This is a genomic window from Caldisericum exile AZM16c01, from assembly GCF_000284335.1.
Taxonomy (GTDB): domain Bacteria; phylum Caldisericota; class Caldisericia; order Caldisericales; family Caldisericaceae; genus Caldisericum; species Caldisericum exile.
Genome location: NC_017096.1, coordinates 514,711 through 533,769, shown reverse-complemented (window position 1 = coordinate 533,769; position 19,059 = coordinate 514,711). Strand labels below are relative to the sequence as shown.

Below are 19,059 nucleotides of genomic sequence, written 5' to 3'. Positions count from 1 at the left end.
TTATCTACAACAAATATTTAAAAAATTTTGTTTTCAAAATTGGCCCTTAACCAAAGATAAATTTTCGTACCTATCAATTGCAGTTGTATTGCTTATTTTCCCAGAGCTAACCACGATTCCATAGGAACCTGGATCCCAACTATACGAAAGGTTTCCATCATAGCTATATCCGCTTACACTACAAGTATAGTGGGTAGTTGTATTGACAGCGACTGTGCTACTGCCACTCAAAGAAATTGTAGCACCTTTAACTTCTTCAATTGGGAATAGCACTGCATTGGACATAAGGAGCAAAAATACTGTGAAAATTGTAATAGAGATTTTTGCATAACGCCTCACCATAAATACCTCTCTACTTATTCAAATTAAAAGCAATAATGCTTCCCACTAAAATTCCCCTAGAGATATGTGTAAATTTAGCAAACAGTGTATCATCGCTTACCTGCGTTAAAACTTGGTCTGTAATATTCAGCGCAGGAGCCCATCCTTCATCCTTTATGCCAGTTTGTATTGGAAGCTTTGTTGGAATTTGGTTAAAACCATCGTAGAAAATAATTTCTTTAGGGAAGAGAGTACCTGCATCTCTATTCCCGACGTAATTAGAGAATATCACATAAGGACGACATTCAAAATTTTCTGTTGGTTGCGATGTGTTTACAAATTCTTCAAATGTATCGTATGCTAAAAAAGTCCCATCGAAGTTAGATTTTACTCCAATAATACAATTGTTTTTAATGATAAAATCAGCATGGCTAAAAGCCCAATAAGACTTTGTTCTATTTTCCCCGTTTACATTTAACGTTATTGGCGTTCCAAAACTTTTAAGCAGTTCTATCATGGTACTTCTTTTATTAGTACCTGGTGACCCTGTATGCAACTTATGCGTCATCATCACTGTTTTCCCATCGGTAACTCTAATTCCTATGAGTTCTACTCCAAAATCTTGCACTTCAGGGTCATACATACTAACTGGTAGGTATAAAACACCGTTAACGATTGGGGGAAGAGTAAACGAATCATCTGGGAGAAAATCTGTGTTAATTTCATAGAAAAATCTTTCCCAAACAGTCTTACCAGTATTAATATCCATTGCAAGTAACCTCACAGGATATGGTCCACCTATAGCATTGTAGCTTTCTGGCTCCGGCAACCTCCCATATTGGCTTATAATTTCCTCTCTAATCTTATCTGCAATGGATTTTATGTAGAGATATTGATATGAATAATAGCTATCTCCTGGCTTTAGATTAAAGTTGCTTAAGAATGACATTGATGGTGGTTCGAGAAAAACTACATAATTCCCATACATTCGCATTGCACCATCTCTTGCTGCAACTGCATCCCATGCATCATGCAAAGTCTTCCATCTCACACTTCCATCTTTTGTGTTGATCCCCAAGAAAGCTGCAAAATCAAGCGCCGAATTCCATTCAGAACCTCTAATCTTTTTTCCGTCAAATATACCGCTTTGAAGATCCAATGTTCCAAGTGTTAGCATAATTACGCTTCCATCTTGGGAAAATTTTGGTGGGTTGAGATTAAAGGCATGATAAATCCATAGATAATGAATACGGTCATTATAAGAGAGAACCAATCTATTACCAAAAAAGGTATCTTGTATGTTGTATTTCTTTTTCCATACAACCTTTAACGTAGTAGGCTCAATTTTATATAGCACAATGTCTTCAGGATATATATTTTTCTTTTCATAATATTCGAATATTGAAGGGTATGAAAGACTGTAAACCTCCGTGTCTGCAATTCCCCCCGCATATAAATATCCATGGTCATATTCAAGGTATGCAGCTCTTAAATTTCCCACCTTTTCAAGATTGATTGGATAATCATTTGTAAAAATGTTTTGATAACTTACCAAGATACCAGTAAGTGCATCAATTTTAACAAGGTATATGTTCTTCATATACCGAAATTCTGGAAAAAGCTTATAGCCCGAAATATGTTCTTCTATGTAGCGAAATCCACCTACGCCATATGTAAGTATCGCCTTGTTTATAGGGTCATACACAAAAGGTGCCTGTTGAGGAATAATGAAACCTGAAAGAGTTTTGCTATCTTTAACTTCAACATATCTATCGAAGATAAGCCCCCATTTGGGTTCAAGAAAGCCAACTGGTTTATAAGAAAGACTTATTGTTATTTCTTTTGTTTCTCCATTCCACTGTACATCTGCTCCAACTGATTCAGAAACAAACCTAAGAGGAATCATTGTTCTTCCATTTGTTATAACTGGTGCCTGGTCCATTGTTACCTGTTTATTCACATCAAGGCCTGTATCAAAAGTTATAGGTTTTTCTGATACTTCTGCAGTATTTTTCCCAATAAACATGCCAACTTTTCTATTGCCAACAAGAACGCCAACAAACTTTTCCCTATTGTGCCAAGAAACTGCCCCACCAAGACCTTCTGCAACAAATCTTACAGGAACAAGAGTCCTATTTGTTTTAGGGTCAATGTATGGAGCAACATCGATAGTTTTAGGTTGTCCATTTACATAAACAGTATTAGAACCAATCTTTAATGTAACTGTATAAGAGACTGTGTCTTCTGCATTAGCCTTAAAAGGCAATGTCAAAAATGAATTAAAAAGCAAAACGACTAAAAGAATTGTAATTGTTTTTTTCATCTTTTTCCCTCCAATCTTTTATATTTTTTATTTTTCTATTTTTCATCTCTATTTATTTGTCTCTGGATTATACGGCCTTATCTCTGTTACAACCCTTATAACAAAGGGAAGTCCATTTTTTCCTACTCCTACTGCAGGCATAAAGGCAGGTTGAATTTTTGACCTAAATTCCATATAGATTTTCCCGTATTTTGTGTTTGCATTTTGAAACCCATCTGGAACGTAGTTATTATCTTCAGGTACAATCCAAATCTTAAGGGTAGACTCATTTTTGTATAGAACATTTGCATAGGAAGACATAGAGTTATAGAAATTTGTGAGAATGTCTTGTTCTGCGGGGTTATTGACTTTCGTTAAAGTTAGCGTATCAAATAATATAAAACTCATTGCCAATAAGTCTCTGTTTCATAATATACAAAAATTATGCTCACTTAAATTTATTTCATTCCTTTTTCTTACAAATTTTCTTTCACTATTATACACAAAAACAAACTAAAAATATACAAAAGGTGCTACAAATGAATATACAATACAACAATAAGGAGTATAATTTATAAGGAGGTGGTAAAGATGAAGATTAGGTATTACGGTCATTCGAGTTTCTTGATTGAAACAAATGGTATTAAAATCCTTACCGACCCTTATGACCCATCTATGGGATATCCTGTCAAATTTCCAGAAGTAGATGTTATAACCGTCTCCCATGAGCACTTTGACCACAATGCTATTAAATATGTACCAAAATATAAAACTGTTTTAAGAGGAAGAGTAAATGAAGAAATTAACGGCGCGAAATTTGAAAGCATCAAAGCCTACCACGACACTAAGAACGGACTTGAAAGAGGCGTAATTCATCTTTTCAAGATTACATCCGAGGGAATTTCTATAATTCATTTTGGTGACTTGGGAGATAAAAGATTTGATGAAGCACAAAAAGAATTTATAAAGGGGATTCATATATTCCTCATCCCTGTGGGTTCAGTTTACACAATTGGACCAAATGAAGCAAAGGAAATCATTTATGAATTCAAGCCTAATATTGCAATTCCTATGCACTACCGATTAAAAGGTTCTACATTAAATATTCTTCCTCTTGAAGAATTTACAAAGGGTATTAACTTTAAAACCCTAAACGAAATTGAGGTTACCAAAGAAAAACTACCTCAGAGTGAAATTATTGTTCTTGAACCTCAGTTTTAGGTGTTTTTCTGTTGTATAAGTCAAAAATGAATGCAAAAACTACAAAACCAATTGAGAACCACTGGTTAGGTGTAAGTCCTAAAAATTTGTTAGGGATATAACGGATAAACTCAATAAGGAATAACATTGGAGAAAAGATATACCCAAAATAGGCAAATAATTTACCATCGTAAAGATTCTTGTTCTTCTTTAAAATGTATATCAAAGCAAAAAATGTAAGCCATCCACTAAGGGCATTAAGAAGTTGTGCAGGATAAAGTGGAGTATTGAGAAGATCACACTGAGACTTTATGTTAGTAAAAACAAGTGAGAATGGAAAAAATTTTGGCCACCATGAAGGAACTGGCAATCCATAACAACAACCGTTGAAGAAACAAGCAAATTTACCAATTCCGTACCCTATTGCAACACCAAGCGCCCCTGCATCGAGAACTTTTTTTAGCGATATTTTATAAAAGTTTGCTACAATTACAATTGCAAGTAGTCCTCCTAAAATCATTCCTTCAAAAGACAGACCACCTTCCCAGAATGCAATAATTGTAAATGGATGTTTAAGAAACGTTGAAAGATAAGGTGAAACAAACACCCAGAAAACTCTTGCACCTAAGATTCCCCCAACGAGTGCCCATATGACTACATTAAGGAAAGTATCCTCATCGATACCTCTATCTTTCACGTAGCGAAGTGCTGTTAATATTCCTACAATCGCAGCAATTGCAACGATTACTCCATAAGTTCTCAACTCAAAATTTCCGATTCTTATTAGTACTGGATACATAATTTACCTCCTAAATTAATAAATATCGTCTTTTGCGTTTCTCTTATGTTTTTCTTCTTTCATTTCTTTAATAAACTCTTCGTCGTAAGACCTTACATTGATTGGCAATGGTAATGGCACTGCATATCCAAAAACAAGCGCCTGTTTTTGTTCTAATGTTGATAGAATTTTTATAAGCCTTTTGGCGTGCGATGCTCCTTGGAAAACTGCATTAATGTCGTTCTCATCTTTTAATTCCATTACAAGACGTGTTCCAATTTGAGAAAGAACCTCTGGATCAATTTCGCTTGGTCTTTGATCTATAATAAAAAGTGTCACATTAAATTTTCTCATTTCTCTTGCAATACGTCCAAAGATGTTGTTTGACTGATACTGTTTTGAAAGGAATTTGTGCGCCTCCTCAATTGCAATAACCACACGATTTTTCCGCATATCTTCTGTTAATTCGGAAAACTCATTAAAAATTCTTCTTGTAATGATATTTGAAACAAAATAGTATGTAAGTCTATCATCTTTGTAATCGCCAGAAAATTGCACAACAACGCTTATTCCATTTTTGAGATTTTCAATAATTCCTCTTATTGAATCATTTGACTTCACATCTTTAAGAAATTTGAGATTTTTCAACCTTTGAATATGTCTTGAAAGCGCATCGAGAGATTCCAAATTAACAGAAAGTTCATCTGCAACGCTCTTTTTATCAGACACATTTGGATATTCATCCAAGAGAAATTTAAGCCAGTCCTTCCGCTTTCTTGAAACAATTTCAAGTGTTTCATCTGACTTAGGAGAAAATTTCAGTATGTCAGACACAAGTAAAACATCTTCAGGTTCAACATCTTCATAAGAGATTTCTATGTAATTATTAGCATCTTTATTTGAAGTGGATACATCAAAAATCTTAACAGACCCTAAAAACAAACTTGCAAGAGAATCAATGCTTGTTCCATTTTCGCTTCTAATACTTCTTCCATGTTCATTGTGCATATCAAAGATAAGCAATGTAGAAATTTTATTCTTGATAAGACCTGCAAAAATTATTCTTGCAAAAAAGGATTTTCCTGATCCAGTAATGCCAAAGAGCCCAGAATTTCTCATAGAAAGTTTTTCAAGATCTATGTAAAGTTGCTCCTTGGAAGTTAAAGGTGTCCCTATGTAAAAAGCGCTCTTTTGTGGGATAATTCTCTGAAAATCTGTTGAATGCGCACTTCGAACCTTTGAAAAATGCGTAGGCATTGTTTTTACGGTTGTGCCATATAAGTAAGGATCCTTAGGAAGAGATAAATACGGAAAAATGGAAATTTCATTATACACAAACGATGAGGAAGCAAGTTTTTCAATACCATTATCGATATTTTCATCAACTGGTGGATCAAAAAACACTTCATCTGTTGTTGCCTTAAGTCTAATATCATCAACAACACAAAGGTAGTCCATATTTTTTCCTTCAACTACAACAAAATCCCCTATTCTTACATTTTCGGGATTTACATACGTGCTTAACTTAAAAGTAAGACCTTCTCCAAAGGAACCAGATGTAATATACCCAAGATAATTTTCTGAGTCCCTACTCATTAATCTTCACTCCTCTTACAATTTCCATAAGAGAAACATAATCCTTTCTGAATGCAGTTGAAAGACTCAGCGTAATATCCTTCAATTTTTCAATTTTTCCGTCTGCATCAAATTCGGAAAGGTAATTCCTCAATAGATTTATAATAGCCTTGTTTCTTTTTGGAAATCTATTGGTGTCAATCCTTGCAAGTTCAAGCATAACAAATCTATTTTCAAAAATTCTTTCCATCTCTTTATAACTTACCTCATATAGTAGTGCATTCATAACAGGTGATTTAGTGAAAGGGAAATACCGCTCTTTATCAAACTCTGCAAGTGGATATAATTTGATAAGATATCTCAGGTATTCGCCTACATGTGGGTATTCTTCGTAAAGTTTATCCTCTTCGATACCATAAGCTTCGTGGCTTCCACCAGGAATCAAATTCGCATAGAGGTCATCAAGCACAATGAAAACAAGATTATTAATCTTCGTTGTCTTCAAAAGAGTGCCAACTTGAATAGTCGCTCTTTCCCTTGGCTGTGCAAAAATTTCCAGTCCATCAATTGAGATAATTTCCGCTATGTGTTTTTCTTCCATTTTCAATATATTATATTGAATACTTGAAAAAAATAATCAAATTTGTATTATTAAAACAAAGGAGGTTTTAAAGATGATTTTGGATGGAAAAGAGATTGCATTAAGACTGCAAAATGAAATTAAAACTAACGTTGAGGAATTGAAGAAAAGACTAATTAATCCTGCCCTTGCAGTTATCCAAGTTGGCGAAGAAAAGGCATCTGAAAGTTATGCAAAAAACATAAGAAGAGAGGGAGAAAATCTTGGCATTTATGTTGAGCACCACAAACTTGCATCCGATATCTCAGAAGAAGAACTTCTCTATAACATTAAAAACCTCAACTTGAGAAAAGACATTCATGGTATTTTGATTGAACTTCCACTCCCACAACAAATAAACAAAACAAAAGTAATTGAAACAATTTCCCCAGAAAAAGATGTTGATGGTTTTCACCCAATTAACTTTGGAAAACTATTCGAAGGAACCACTCCTTTTCAACCTGCAACAGCACAAGCCATACTTACAGCAATAAAATCAGTTGTATCGATTGAAGGGAAACACGCAGTTGTAATTGGAAGAAGTAATATAGTAGGAAAACCAACAGCAGCACTCCTTTTGCAGGAAAACGCAACTGTTACAATCTGTCACTCAAAAACTCGAAACCTAAAAGACATAACAAATTTGGCAGATATTCTTGTTGTATCTGTTGGAAAGCCAAAACTCATTGACAGAAATTATGTAAAACCCGGTGCCGTTGTAATTGACGCAGGTATAAACAAAATTGATGGAAAACTCGTAGGAGATGTTGACTTTGATAGCGTAAAAGCCATTGCAAGTTATATAACACCGGTTCCAGGTGGAATTGGAGTTCTAACGACTCTTATGCTTTTTAGAAATACTGTTAAGGCTGCAAATTTACAAAGTAAAATCATTTAGAGGTGAGAAAATGAACGAAGGAGAAAAAAAGTTAGAGTGGGCATTTACCCACATGAAAATTCTTCAAAAAATAAAAGACGATTTTGAAAAAAGGAAACCTTTCAAGGGCATTAATATCGCACTTTCAATTCATCTTGAAGCAAAAACAGCAAACCTTGCAAAAGTTTTAAAGATTGGCGGAGCAAATATCTACGTTTCAGGATCAAATCCTCTTACAACACAGGACGATGTTGCAGATGCTTTAAGAAACTTTGGAATTCCCGTCTTTGCAAGAAGAGGGGAGCAAGAAAGTGAGCACCTTGAGAATATTAACAAAACTCTTGATGTAAAGCCTCACATTGTTATTGATGATGGTGGCGATTTAGTTCATCTTCTACACTACGAAAGAAAAGAACTGCTTAAAAATGTGATCGGCGCATGTGAGGAGACAACAACAGGTGTTATAAGAAACAAAGCACTTGAAAATGCAAAGCTTCTTAAATTTCCTGTAATTGCGGTAAATAATGGAAAATGTAAGCACCTCTTTGACAACAGATACGGGACAGGTCAATCCACTTGGGATGCTATAATGAGAACAACAAACCTTAATATTGCAGGAAAAAATGTTGTTGTTGTAGGATATGGATGGGTTGGAAAGGGTGTTGCAATGAGAGCGCGGGGACTGGGTGCAAGAGTTATTGTAACAGAGGTAGACCCAATAAAAGCAATCGAAGCATACATGGATGGCTTTGATGTAATGGAAATGAAAAACGCTGCAAAAGTTGGCGACATTTTTGTTACAACAACTGGCAACACAAATGTAATTGATTCAAGACATTTTGAACTTTTGAAAGACGGCGCAATTCTAACGAATGCAGGACACTTTAATGTTGAAATAGCAATGGATGAACTTGAAAAAGAAAAGGTCTCAAAACGTGAAGTAAGACAAAATATTATGGAATATACCCTCAAAAATGGAAGACATATATATGTTTTAGGCGAAGGGCGCCTTGTAAACCTTGCATGCGCAGATGGTCACCCTATTGAGATTATGGATCTTTCCTTTGCACTTCAGGCACTTTCTGCAGAATATCTTCTTACCCACCAACTTGAAAACAAGGTTTACGATGTGCCTGAAGAAATTGATATAAAGGTTGCAAATATTTTCTTGGAGGCAAATGGTATAAAGATCGACAAACTCACAAAGAAACAAATAGACTATCTTACAAAGCCACACTAAGAGGAAACTTATGAAAAAAGAAGAAATTGAGCGCATTGAATCAATTGAAAAAAGACTTTTTGAAATTGAAGAGCGTTTGTCGGACATTGAAAATGCAATTGAAAATCTTCTTGAATTTTTCCAGAATATGCTTGCAAGCGACCCTAATGCAACAAAAAATTAGTAAGACTTCAAAAATAGGAGGCAAATATGTCTTTGATTGTTACCGTGTATGTGCCCTCTGGCATAGTGATGGCGTCAGATAGTAGACAAACAGTATCCCTACAGAGGCAAGATATTCCGAATTCAACCCCAATTCCAATTGTAAGTTCTGACTATGTATATAAAACATTTCTTCTCTCAAAAAACAATGTAGGCATATCAACTTTTGGCGAAACTTTTTTGGGTGGAATTCCTATGGATTTTTACATACAGAAGTTTGAAGAAGAAATTGTCCAACCTCATGATACCGTTGAAGAAATCACAAATAAACTTTTGAATTTCTTTCGAACTTCCTTCCCAAATGCAGACACCTCCTTCCACATAGCAGGCTATGTAAAAGAGGGTAAAAGTAGTGTCCCGTATGTCTATCACATAAATATTAAAAGAAACGAAAAATTGCGTGTGAATTACTCAACTGAATTAAGAAAGGTTGTATATGGTGCAAGTTGGGGTGGCGAAGGAGATATTCTAAATGAAATTTTAAATCCCGTTTTTATAAAAAATCCAAACGGAAACTTTTTTGAGGTTCCAAAGGCACCAATCCTTTGGGATGCTATGCCGCTTCAGGACGCAATAGACTTTGCAGTGTATGCGATACAAACAACAATTGATACAATGAGATTTCAAGCACGACCAAAAACAGTTGGTGGGCCTATTGATGTGCTCCTTATAACTATGGAGGGAAGCAAATTCATCCGGAGAAAAGAAATTAGATAATGATGCTTCCAACAGTAGTCGCTGCAATAATATTCTTAATCCTCGCATATGGATATTTTGCGGAGCGTTTTTGGATTAGAAAAACAAAAATTGCGTTTGGTAATTACTTCAATATAAAGTTTGCTCATCTTTCTGATATTCACTTTTCAAGAGAAAGCATACGTGAGAAAAAAATCCTTGAAATTTTACAAGAGGAATCGATAGACCTTATCTTTATAACAGGAGACATTGTAAATTACAGGAAAAAATTCGTAGGCTACGATTACCTCAAAAAAATCGTGGAACTCAGAAAGCCTGTTTACTTTGTCTTTGGAAATTGGGATTACAAGGTAAAAGATTTGAATAAACTTCGCACAGATTTAAAAAATCTCCACATTATCGTCCTTGAAGATGAGCATGTAATTTATGAAAAGGATAATATTAAAATAAATATCGTCGGCATAAGCGACCCATATACAAAAAGGGCTAACCTTGTAAAGGCAGTTAAAGGAATTGATAAATCCTTATATACAATTCTTTTATCACACTCTCCCGATATCTTTTACGAAGGAAGAGATGAGGGTATAAACCTAATTTTGAGCGGCCATATGCATGGTGGACAAATCAAATTACCCTTTGTTAAATTTGCTCTTTATGCACCATCAAAGTATGGCTCACGATTCCTTTATGGATTATTTAAGGAAAAAAATACAACAATGTATGTTAATAAGGGCATAGGAGAAAGTCATTTTCCAATAAGAATTTGTGCAAAACCTGAAATTCTTATTGGAAAGATATAATATTGATTGGAAAGGCGGTGGTATCATGAAAGAGATTAAGAAAGTGGTAATTCCGGTAGGTGGATTTGGAACAAGGCTTCTTCCAATAACTAAATCACAACCAAAAGAAATGCTTCCCATTGTTGATAAACCGGCTGTTCAATATGTCGTAGAAGAGGCAATAGATTCGGGCATTAAGGACATCTTACTTATAACTGGAAGAGGAAAAAGAGCAATCGAGGATTACTTTGATTATGCTATTGAACTTGAACAGGAACTTGAACAAAAGGGAAAGCATGACCTTTTAAAGATAGTAAGAGAAACAAGCGAGCTTGCTTCAATTTTCTATGTAAGACAGAAACTTGCAAGAGGCTTAGGGGATGCTGTATACCATGCAAAGGGATTTATAAATGATGAATACTTTGGAGTGCTTCTTGCAGATGACATTATAGATGCAGATGTGCCTGTTTTAAAACAAATGATTGAAATTCACAAAAAGTATGGTGGGAATGTCATTGCGGTTATGAAAGTGCCTATAAGTGAAGTTAAATCATATGGAGTGATTGAAGCAAAAAAGATTGGAGATCGTATTTATGAAGTGAAAGATCTTATTGAGAAGCCAGACCCAATGGAATCACCGTCAAACCTTGCAATTGTTGGAAGATATATTTTGAACCATACAATTTTTGAAGCACTGGAAAAAACAGAACCTGGAAAAAATGGGGAAATACAACTAACTGATGCAATAAGAAAACTTCTATTAAAAGAACATGTTTATGCATATGAATTTGAAGGCACGCGTTATGATGTTGGCGAAAAGTTAGGCCTCATCAAGGCAAATATTGCCTTCTCTTTTAAAAGGGAGGACCTAAAAGAAGAATTAAAGAAGTATCTAAAAGACCTATGCAAAGGAGACTAATTCACCATACATCACTTCAGGTTCAACTCGCATAATTCTTACATTTGCAAATGAATTTATGGGTGCCTTTCCTCTAAATTCAACTTTAAGATAATAAGGCGTAAAGCCTACTAAAACACCATTTGCTTCTTCTTCAACAAGCACTTCAACTATATCTCCCACAAAATGCTCTTTAAATTCCTTTGCAATTATATTTGCAAATTCTCGCGTGCGTTCGCTTCGCACGGTTTTTGTAATCTCAGGGACGCTTTCCTTGAAGTAAAATGCTGGCGTAAAAGGTCTCTTTGAATACCTAAACACATGCACTTTCGAGAAAGTAACCTCTCTTATTATTGATAAAGAATTAAAGAATGCATGCTCTGTTTCAAAAGGAAAACCTACGATTATATCTGTTGAAATAGAAAAATTTGGATCAATACTTCGCAATTTCTCAACAATTTCTAAATACTCTTCCCTTGTGTAACCTCTGTTCATCCTCTTCAAAACTTCGTTATCACCCGATTGGAGTGATATATGCAGATGCGGTTGAAGTGCGTAAGGCTCTTTAAATTCGTAAATGAGTTCATCGCTTACGTGCTTTGGGTGTATTGAAGATATTCTAAGTCTTTTTAAACCATCAATTTTCTTTAATTCCTTTATAAGATCTACAAGAGTAATGCCAAGGTCAACGCCATACTTTCCAATCTCTGTTCCCGTAAGCACTATCTCTTTAAATCCTTTGTCAACAAGTCTTTTTACTTCATCAATTACGAGTTCTTTCTTTTTACTCCTAATCTCATAACCACGGACAAACGGCACAATACAATATGTGCAAAAGTTATTACATCCTTCTTCAATTTTAACAAAAGCACGTGAGCGCTCAAGAAAACTCTCTATTCTTTCGTCTTCTTTTGTGTGTTCTTCAACACCTGTTTTTATAAAATCTGAAATTTTACTTTTGGAGCCGCGATAAAAATAAACTCTTAAAATCCGATCTTCATTGTGGAGTTTCACATAGCAACCTGTGAGAATTACCATTGCCTTGGGATTTCTTCTAAGTGCCTCATTCAGCGCTTTTCGTGTTTCTCGCTCTGCCTTTTCGGTTACAACACACGAGTTAACGATATATATATCTGCAATATCCTTAAAATTAACTTCTGAATATCCTGCATTAAGGAGAGATTCCCTCATCAATTCGGACTCGTATTGATTTGTCTTACAACCTAATGTAAAGATTGCAAAAGTCATCCTAAGATCTTTTCCGAAAGTTGCTCAAGTTTATTTGCAATTTCCTCAAGAACGAAAATTCCCTTGATATAATCCATTCTTATTGGACCCAATAGACCAAGAGTGCCTTCAAGTTCTTTAATTGAATATTTTACAGTAATGAGACTATAGTCCCAAAGTTCTGGCAACTTATTTTCCTCTCCTATAACAAGTTGCAATTTTTCATCTTTTGAAACATCATTTAATATTTTCTCAAGTGCTTTCTTTTCTTCCAAGATGTTTAACAAAAATTTGAGTCTTTCCTCGGCGATTTGTATTTGTGTAGTAAGAAGATTTGAAATTCCTCTTATGAATATTTCTTTAGTTCGTCTTTTTTCATATTCATTTTTAAGTGCCTCATAAAATCTTCCTACGACAACTGCAAACTGTTTACCCAATTCTTCAATGTAAAAACTATTATCAAGAATATCTCTCAAGGCACTTTTAAGTGTACTATTTTTCAGTTTTTCATTTAGGAAGTTTTCAATAAACCGTAAATTTTCCTCAGTTAGTTCGTAATTACCAAGAAGGATTGCCTCTGTTGTTTGCGTAGTTGTAACAATTACCGTAAAAAGTAGATTTGTTGCTAAAAAGAAATGAATATATCGCAATTTTTCATCCTCAAAGCAGGGAGAGACAACTAACGAAATTTCATTGGTATACTTAGAAATTAGTTCTGAAATTTGAGAAAGTATTTCAGAAAGGTTTTTAATTCTTTCTGGTTCTGGAAGTTTTATCTCCGATAATTTTAAACGCCTTTTTTCTTTTAAAGATTCTTCTACAAAATACCTAAAGCCCTTTGTGGTAGGTATCCTGCCTGAAGATGCATGAACCTGTGATAGAAAGCCCATTTCTTCTAACTCTGCCATATAATTCCTCACGGTTGCAGGAGAAATAGGAAAATTAACACTACGAGAAACCCGTTCAGAAGAGACTGGCTCTCCTGTTTCAATATACTCTTTTACAACCTCTTTTAGCACTTCGGATTTTCTTTTGTCAAGTTCCATAGCATATATATTATAACACAAATTTTGATGTAATTTGATTTTAAGTATAATCATTTGATAAATAATTTTTGAAACTTTGGACTTTAAAGGAAAGGGTGATTAATATGATAAGAAAACTTATCGAAGAGCCACATTCAAGTGAGAGAGTATCGAACTTCAACATACTCTTAAAAGACTTAAAAGCGTTTGTATCCGTGCCATTCTTTATTTCTTGGTATAGAAGTGCTGAATCAAAAAAAGTTTTTCCATTGCTTCTTCAAGAACTTCAAGACTTAAACCCCGATAGAATAAGGTTAAAAAAGTTTTTACCGGGATATAACCCTTTTTTCAAACATCTTGATTACCTTCAGTACTATCTTTATGAAGAAAACGGAAAGCCTGTCGGAAGAGTTGCCTCTCTTATTGATAGAAATTATAAAGAAAAAAAATATCAAGGACGTATTGGCATCATTGGACTTTTTGAGGCAGAGACAAGAGAAATTGGGTATAAACTTCTCGATGAAGCAATAAAAGACCTCAAAAACGAAGGTTGCACAAAAATTATTGGTCCTATGAGATTTAACGCATCAGGTGAGGCTGGACTTCTAATAGATGGTTTCGAACATACACCAATGCCAATGGAACCTTACAATCCTCCATATTACAAAGAAATTTTTGACCAATATGGTGAAAAGGAAAACGACTGGTTCTCATTCATTATTGATCAAGAGAAAGCCTCGCAATATATGGAACGAGTTACAGCAATTCTAAATAACAGCCTCAATATCGAAGAAAAACTTCGGAAAGAAGGCATCGTAATTAGAGATGCAAATCTCAAAGATTACGCAAATGAAATTGAAAAGATAAGAAAAATTTATAATGCTGCATGGGATACAATTGAGCATCCACAGTTTGAAAAATTTAGTGATGAGGAGTTTAACTATATTGCAGCTTCCCTTAAACAGATTGCGCTTCCTGAACTTATCTACATTGTAGAGGAAAATGGAAATGCTATTGGTGTATCTGTAACAATTCCTAATATAAATGAAGTGATAAAAGAAGTTGATGATAAAATTTTCAAGAAATTCTATCCCAAGAGTTTCCCGCTCTCTTTAAGCGATACATACAGGGATCTTATCATATTTAGGGAAATAACGAGGCGCTTAAAAAGTAAAAAATTCAAGAGTGCAAGAATCTTTATCTTAGGTCTTCTCAAAAAACGAACTGGCCTTGATGCTCTTCTCTATAAAAGGACATTTGATGTTGGCACAAGTCTTGGTATGGAATACGCATCTGCCTCGCAAATTGCAGATACAAACCTCAATATGACAAACCCGCTTATGAAGATGGGCACAGTAGGGCTAACCTGGAGGGTTTACAACATAAGATACTAACTCTTCTTAAACATTAGACTTATAAGAAAAATCATTGATATCACAAAAACAATCGCAGGACCTGTGGGCAAATTAAATACATAAGAAGCAAGAATACCGAGAACACTTCCAGCAACACCAAATACAACGGAATAAATAAAAGTTTCTCTCATATTTTTTGAAATATTCAGTGCCGTTGCAGGTGGAATAACGACAAGTGCAGAGACAAGAATTATTCCAACAATTTTTGTAGAGATCAAGACAATTAAAGACAATACGGCCATAAAAATATAATCAATGGCAATAACGTTGTAGCCTCTAATTCTTGCAAAATCACTATCAATAGCAATAAGAATGAACCTTCTCATAAGAAACAAAGCAAGCACCAAAATCGGTATCGAAATCACAAGAATTAGTATTACATCAAATTTTGACGTTGAAAGTATATCTCCAAAAAGATAACTCATTAAGTCTGGTTTATAGCCTTTTACAAAAGAAACAAGAATAAGTCCTACACTCATTGAAAAAGGAAGGAGAATTCCAATAATTGTATCAGAGAAAAGTTGCGACTTCTCAACAAAATAGGAAACCCCGAGGCCCGTTAATAGCCCCACTCCAATTGCCCCAATAAATGGGTTTGTATTTGTAAGATATGCAAGAGCAACACCTGCAAGTGAGGCATGCGATACTGCGTGCGCAAAAAAGGACATTTTCCTTATAACTACGAAAACACCAATTAAGGCACATAAAAAACTTGTTAGAATTCCTACTAAAAGAGTTCTAATGATTATGGGATTCATCTTCTGCGTAAAATTCGCACGGCCCTCCTTCCTTGCAAATCTTATGTTTATAAGTTGAAACATCCTCTCCAAAAACAAGCACAAAGTTTTCCTCAAGAAATACACTCTCTGGCGTGCCAAAACATACAAGCCTTTTATTTACACATACAGCAACATCTGCAATTTTAGTTATGTTATAGACATCGTGCGATACAAGAAGGATTGTAACATTATAAGTTTCCTTTGTATACTGTAAGAATTCATAAAACGCACGCTCGCCGATTTTATCAACGCCTGAAAAAGGCTCATCAAAAAGCATAAGTTTTGGTTTGGATAGAAGTGCTCTTACAATTAAAACCCTTTGAAGTTCTCCGCCTGAAAGGTGGGAAATCTGTTTTGAAAGAAGGCGATTCACATCTCCAACTGTTGCAAACTCATTTATTATATCTTTTATATTTCTTTTCCCAGGTTGCATAGAAAGTGAAAGAAATTCATAAACAGTCATTGGCAAACTTTTTACACCTTCAAAACGCTGCGGTACATAGGCAATTTTCAATCTCTCTTCGGTGGTTAATTCTTCGGGATCTTTGCCGAATATCCTTATTGTGCCTTCAAATGGAATAAGTCCTAAGATTGCTTTAAGAAGTGTAGTTTTTCCTGCACCATTTGGCCCCAATATAACTGCAAACTGCCCTTCAGAAATTTTAAACGAAACATCATGTAAAACAATACTTTCATTGAACTTCACACACAAATTTTGAACTTCAAGAATTGAGTTTTCCATTATTTTAATGCATCGTAAATCACATTTACATTATACTCCATTAACTCAATATACGTCTTTATCTTAACTCCATCTCCCAATGGGTTTAAATCAACAACTTTAACACCTGTATCTGCAACAATCGATTTATAAATATCAGATGAGAGTTGTGGTTCTTTGAAGACAACCTTCACATTGTATTTTTTTATGAGATTCTCAATATCTATGATTTGCTTGGGTGTTGGCATTTTGTTTGGGTCAGGCTCAACCGAGGAAAGGATATTCAGTCCAAAATACTCTGCAAAATACGGAAAAGCATCGTGGAATGTGATTACATTTCTATTTTTAAGTGTAGTTAACTTTTGCTTCAACTCTGTTGCTTTTGAAAGAATTTCGCTTTTATATGCTTCAAAGTTTCTTTCATAGGTATCCTTGTGCGCTGGATCAAGTTCAACAAACGTATTTTTAATTGTCTCGCTCTGAACTACAAAATACTCTGGATTAAGCCACAAGTGAGGATTGCCTCCATTTGCATCAACAATACTTTTTAATGACTCCGACACATTAACAACCTTTGCGTTAAGCGATGAAATAACCGAACTTAAAAATTCCTCAAGCCCGAAATTATTTTCAAAAATTACCGAAACACCTTCAAGGTTTTTAATATCCTGTGGCGTAAGTACATATGTGTGTGGCGAACTTCCCGGCGGAACAATTACAACAACATCTGCAAGGTCTCCTGCAATCGATTTCACTGCATCATAAAAAGGATAAATCGTAACCGCAACCTTCAATTTCGAACTCTTGTTGCTAATTCCACATCCCGTAAAAAATGTCCCCAAAAGCAAAATAAGAATTAAAGCAATAACTTTTTTCATCTCAATCACCCTGTATATTATAGCACGGAGTTTAATTAAGGATAGAAGGGGGCAAAATGGCTTTTGAAGATGTTTGAAATACTAAATTTGATAAATAATGATTCATTATAAAGTCAAAAAAATCATATTATGCAAAGGGATTTTTAAATTGCTCGGTTAATACCAAAAAGTCTTTTTAGATAAAAATTGAAAGATAAAGTTTTATCTGCAAGTATAGGTAATGAATTCTCTATCCCAAGCCCATCAATTTGAAATAAGTCCGTTAAATCTTCCAATTATCTATTCTTCGAAAATTGCAAAACATACTAAAATCAAATGTTTAAGACATTCATAAAATCTCTTTTATTGCTTTTTCAATTCGTCTAAGGCCTTCTTCAAGAATTACTCTGGGAGTTGCAAAATTTAATCTTGCAAAGCCTTTGCCTGACTCACCAAAGATGTATCCATCGTCAAGACCAACCAACGCTTTCTTACGTAAAAATTCGCTTAGTTCAAATTCATTCATACCAAGCTCCCTAAAGTCAAGCCATGCAAGGTATGTGCCTTCAGGTTTTATGACTTTTACCTTTGGAATTCTTTTTTCCACAAAATCCTTAAGAAAATTTAGATTTTCTTCAAGATATTCAAGGAGTTGTGAAAGCCACTCATCACCGCATCTAAATGCCGCTTCCATCGCAACAAGCCCAAAGGCATTTGGCGTTGAAAGAATTCTCCCTTTTGCCTCTATGAAGCGCGCACGAAGTTTATCACTGGGAATTATAACGAAAGACGTTTCAAGTCCTGCAAGGTTAAAAGTTTTACTTGCAGACATACAAGTAATGGAGTTATCTCTAAACTCCTTTGAAATTGTTGCAAATGGTATATGTTTGTGCCCCTTGTAAACAATTTCACAGTGAATTTCGTCAGAAATCATAACCGCATCGTGCTTTAAAACAATTTCTCCAATTCTTTCAAGTTCCTCTTTTGTAAAAACTCTTCCAACAGGATTATGCGGATTTGACATAATCATCGCCCTAATCCTCTGAGGTGTTGGTGTAAGACCTTGCCTGGGTAAAAATTTTCTTTCAAGATCATCAAAATCAATTTCGTAGTGATCGTCCACAAGTTTCAAATCAGAACTTACAATATGCGCCCCATTGTCCCTTATTGCGTGGAAAAATGGATAATACACTGGCTCTTGAACAAGAACGCTATCGCCAATAGTTGCAAAAGCCTTAACCGCCGTGTAAAGTGCAGGAACAACTCCTGGCGTAAAAACAAGCCACTCAGGCTTCACATCCCAATCGTACTTTCTTTTAAGCCTCTCAATTACTGCTTCAATTAGCGAATCAGGAACCGTCGTATATCCATAGATTTCATGCTCTGCTCTTTTTAGAATTGCATCTGTTATTGGTTTTGCGATTTTAAAATCCATGTCCGCAACCCACATAGGAAGAACATTACTATCGCCAAATATCATCTTAACCCCATCCCACTTATAGGATGCAGTGCCAATTCTTTCTACAACCTCATCAAAGTTATATTTCAT

At 34.9% G+C, this 19,059-nt stretch carries 21 protein-coding genes; 8 read left to right on the top strand and 13 right to left on the bottom strand.

Annotated features, from left to right (window positions below; all coding sequences use genetic code 11):
* Window positions 1-33: 33 nt before the first annotated feature.
* Genes CSE_RS02580 through CSE_RS02570 form a run of 3 tightly spaced genes read right to left on the bottom strand, consistent with a single transcriptional unit; the run spans window position 34 to window position 3,031 of the window.
* Complete coding sequence (locus tag CSE_RS02580) at window positions 34-342, bottom strand: hypothetical protein (protein ID WP_014453090.1); 309 nt, start codon at window positions 340-342, stop codon at window positions 34-36.
* Window positions 343-352: 10 nt separating this feature from the next.
* Window positions 353-2,644: a copper amine oxidase N-terminal domain-containing protein gene (locus CSE_RS07865; RefSeq protein ID WP_014453089.1), complete on the bottom strand. Its 2,292-nt coding sequence runs from the start codon at window positions 2,642-2,644 to the stop codon at window positions 353-355.
* A gap of 48 nt (window positions 2,645-2,692) precedes the next feature.
* Window positions 2,693-3,031: a hypothetical protein gene (locus tag CSE_RS02570; RefSeq protein WP_156785886.1), complete on the bottom strand. Its 339-nt coding sequence runs from the start codon at window positions 3,029-3,031 to the stop codon at window positions 2,693-2,695.
* A 183-nt stretch (window positions 3,032-3,214) separates the two neighbouring features.
* On the opposite strand from CSE_RS02570, the gene CSE_RS02565 reads away from it, so the two are divergent.
* Window positions 3,215-3,844 (top strand): MBL fold metallo-hydrolase, encoded by a 630-nt coding sequence (locus CSE_RS02565; protein WP_014453087.1) that lies wholly within the window; start codon window positions 3,215-3,217, stop codon window positions 3,842-3,844.
* Here CSE_RS02565 and lgt read toward each other — a convergent pair.
* From lgt to CSE_RS02550, 3 genes are read right to left on the bottom strand one after another with little or no spacing between them, the layout of a single operon-like run.
* The gene (gene lgt, locus CSE_RS02560; protein WP_014453086.1) at window positions 3,819-4,622 is read right to left on the bottom strand and encodes a prolipoprotein diacylglyceryl transferase; all 804 of its coding nucleotides are present in this window, start codon (window positions 4,620-4,622) and stop codon (window positions 3,819-3,821) included. The two genes, CSE_RS02565 and lgt, sit on opposite strands and share 26 nt — an antisense overlap.
* Window positions 4,623-4,637: 15 nt before the next feature.
* Window positions 4,638-6,197 (bottom strand): ATP-binding protein, encoded by a 1,560-nt coding sequence (locus CSE_RS02555; protein ID WP_014453085.1) that lies wholly within the window; start codon window positions 6,195-6,197, stop codon window positions 4,638-4,640.
* Window positions 6,190-6,777, bottom strand: a complete 588-nt coding sequence (locus CSE_RS02550; protein WP_014453084.1) for a hypothetical protein — start codon at window positions 6,775-6,777, stop codon at window positions 6,190-6,192. Before CSE_RS02550 ends, CSE_RS02555 begins: the two co-directional genes overlap by 8 nt.
* A gap of 73 nt (window positions 6,778-6,850) precedes the next feature.
* Here CSE_RS02550 and CSE_RS02545 point away from each other — a divergent pair, with 73 nt between their 5' ends.
* From CSE_RS02545 to galU, 6 genes are read left to right on the top strand one after another with little or no spacing between them, the layout of a single operon-like run.
* Window positions 6,851-7,693, top strand: a complete 843-nt coding sequence (locus tag CSE_RS02545; protein WP_014453083.1) for a bifunctional methylenetetrahydrofolate dehydrogenase/methenyltetrahydrofolate cyclohydrolase — start codon at window positions 6,851-6,853, stop codon at window positions 7,691-7,693.
* Between the two features lie 10 nt (window positions 7,694-7,703).
* Entirely contained in the window at window positions 7,704-8,912 is a 1,209-nt protein-coding gene (locus tag CSE_RS02540) for an adenosylhomocysteinase (RefSeq protein ID WP_014453082.1), read from the top strand.
* Between the two features lie 10 nt (window positions 8,913-8,922).
* Window positions 8,923-9,075, top strand: a complete 153-nt coding sequence (locus CSE_RS08405; protein ID WP_014453081.1) for a hypothetical protein — start codon at window positions 8,923-8,925, stop codon at window positions 9,073-9,075.
* Window positions 9,076-9,101: 26 nt separating this feature from the next.
* Window positions 9,102-9,830 carry a hypothetical protein gene (locus CSE_RS02535; protein WP_014453080.1) on the top strand — a complete coding sequence of 243 codons (729 nt, stop codon included), beginning with the start codon at window positions 9,102-9,104 and terminating at the stop codon, window positions 9,828-9,830.
* The gene (locus tag CSE_RS02530; protein WP_014453079.1) at window positions 9,830-10,609 is read left to right on the top strand and encodes a metallophosphoesterase; all 780 of its coding nucleotides are present in this window, start codon (window positions 9,830-9,832) and stop codon (window positions 10,607-10,609) included. Before CSE_RS02535 ends, CSE_RS02530 begins: the two co-directional genes overlap by 1 nt.
* Window positions 10,610-10,634: 25 nt before the next feature.
* On the top strand, window positions 10,635-11,507 hold the full coding sequence (gene galU / locus CSE_RS02525) for a UTP--glucose-1-phosphate uridylyltransferase GalU (protein WP_014453078.1): 873 nt from the start codon (window positions 10,635-10,637) through the stop codon (window positions 11,505-11,507).
* Here galU and mtaB read toward each other — a convergent pair.
* Both mtaB and hrcA read right to left on the bottom strand, forming a co-directional pair.
* The gene (mtaB, locus tag CSE_RS02520; RefSeq protein ID WP_014453077.1) at window positions 11,490-12,734 is read right to left on the bottom strand and encodes a tRNA (N(6)-L-threonylcarbamoyladenosine(37)-C(2))-methylthiotransferase MtaB; all 1,245 of its coding nucleotides are present in this window, start codon (window positions 12,732-12,734) and stop codon (window positions 11,490-11,492) included. The two genes, galU and mtaB, sit on opposite strands and share 18 nt — an antisense overlap.
* The gene (gene hrcA / locus CSE_RS02515) at window positions 12,731-13,759 is read right to left on the bottom strand and encodes a heat-inducible transcriptional repressor HrcA (protein ID WP_014453076.1); all 1,029 of its coding nucleotides are present in this window, start codon (window positions 13,757-13,759) and stop codon (window positions 12,731-12,733) included. The genes mtaB and hrcA overlap by 4 nt, the downstream gene beginning before the upstream one ends.
* 104 nt (window positions 13,760-13,863) lie before the next feature.
* On the opposite strand from hrcA, the gene CSE_RS02510 reads away from it, so the two are divergent.
* Complete coding sequence (locus tag CSE_RS02510; protein ID WP_014453075.1) at window positions 13,864-15,132, top strand: N-acetyltransferase; 1,269 nt, start codon at window positions 13,864-13,866, stop codon at window positions 15,130-15,132.
* On the opposite strand, the gene CSE_RS02505 is transcribed toward CSE_RS02510, so the two are convergent.
* The 5 genes from CSE_RS02505 to CSE_RS02490 all read right to left on the bottom strand — a co-directional run bounded on the left by CSE_RS02505 (window position 15,129) and on the right by CSE_RS02490 (window position 19,059).
* The gene (locus CSE_RS02505; RefSeq protein ID WP_083836362.1) at window positions 15,129-15,974 is read right to left on the bottom strand and encodes a metal ABC transporter permease; all 846 of its coding nucleotides are present in this window, start codon (window positions 15,972-15,974) and stop codon (window positions 15,129-15,131) included. The genes CSE_RS02510 and CSE_RS02505 overlap by 4 nt on opposite strands.
* Window positions 15,892-16,674 carry a metal ABC transporter ATP-binding protein gene (locus tag CSE_RS02500; RefSeq protein ID WP_014453073.1) on the bottom strand — a complete coding sequence of 261 codons (783 nt, stop codon included), beginning with the start codon at window positions 16,672-16,674 and terminating at the stop codon, window positions 15,892-15,894. The genes CSE_RS02505 and CSE_RS02500 overlap by 83 nt, the downstream gene beginning before the upstream one ends.
* A complete protein-coding gene (locus tag CSE_RS02495; protein WP_014453072.1) occupies window positions 16,674-17,531 on the bottom strand; it encodes a metal ABC transporter substrate-binding protein in 858 nt (285 codons plus the stop codon). Before CSE_RS02495 ends, CSE_RS02500 begins: the two co-directional genes overlap by 1 nt.
* Before the next feature lie 143 nt (window positions 17,532-17,674).
* Entirely contained in the window at window positions 17,675-17,806 is a 132-nt protein-coding gene (locus CSE_RS08595; RefSeq protein WP_014453071.1) for a hypothetical protein, read from the bottom strand.
* A 53-nt stretch (window positions 17,807-17,859) separates the two neighbouring features.
* Window positions 17,860-19,059 carry a MalY/PatB family protein gene (locus tag CSE_RS02490; RefSeq protein WP_014453070.1) on the bottom strand — a complete coding sequence of 400 codons (1,200 nt, stop codon included), beginning with the start codon at window positions 19,057-19,059 and terminating at the stop codon, window positions 17,860-17,862.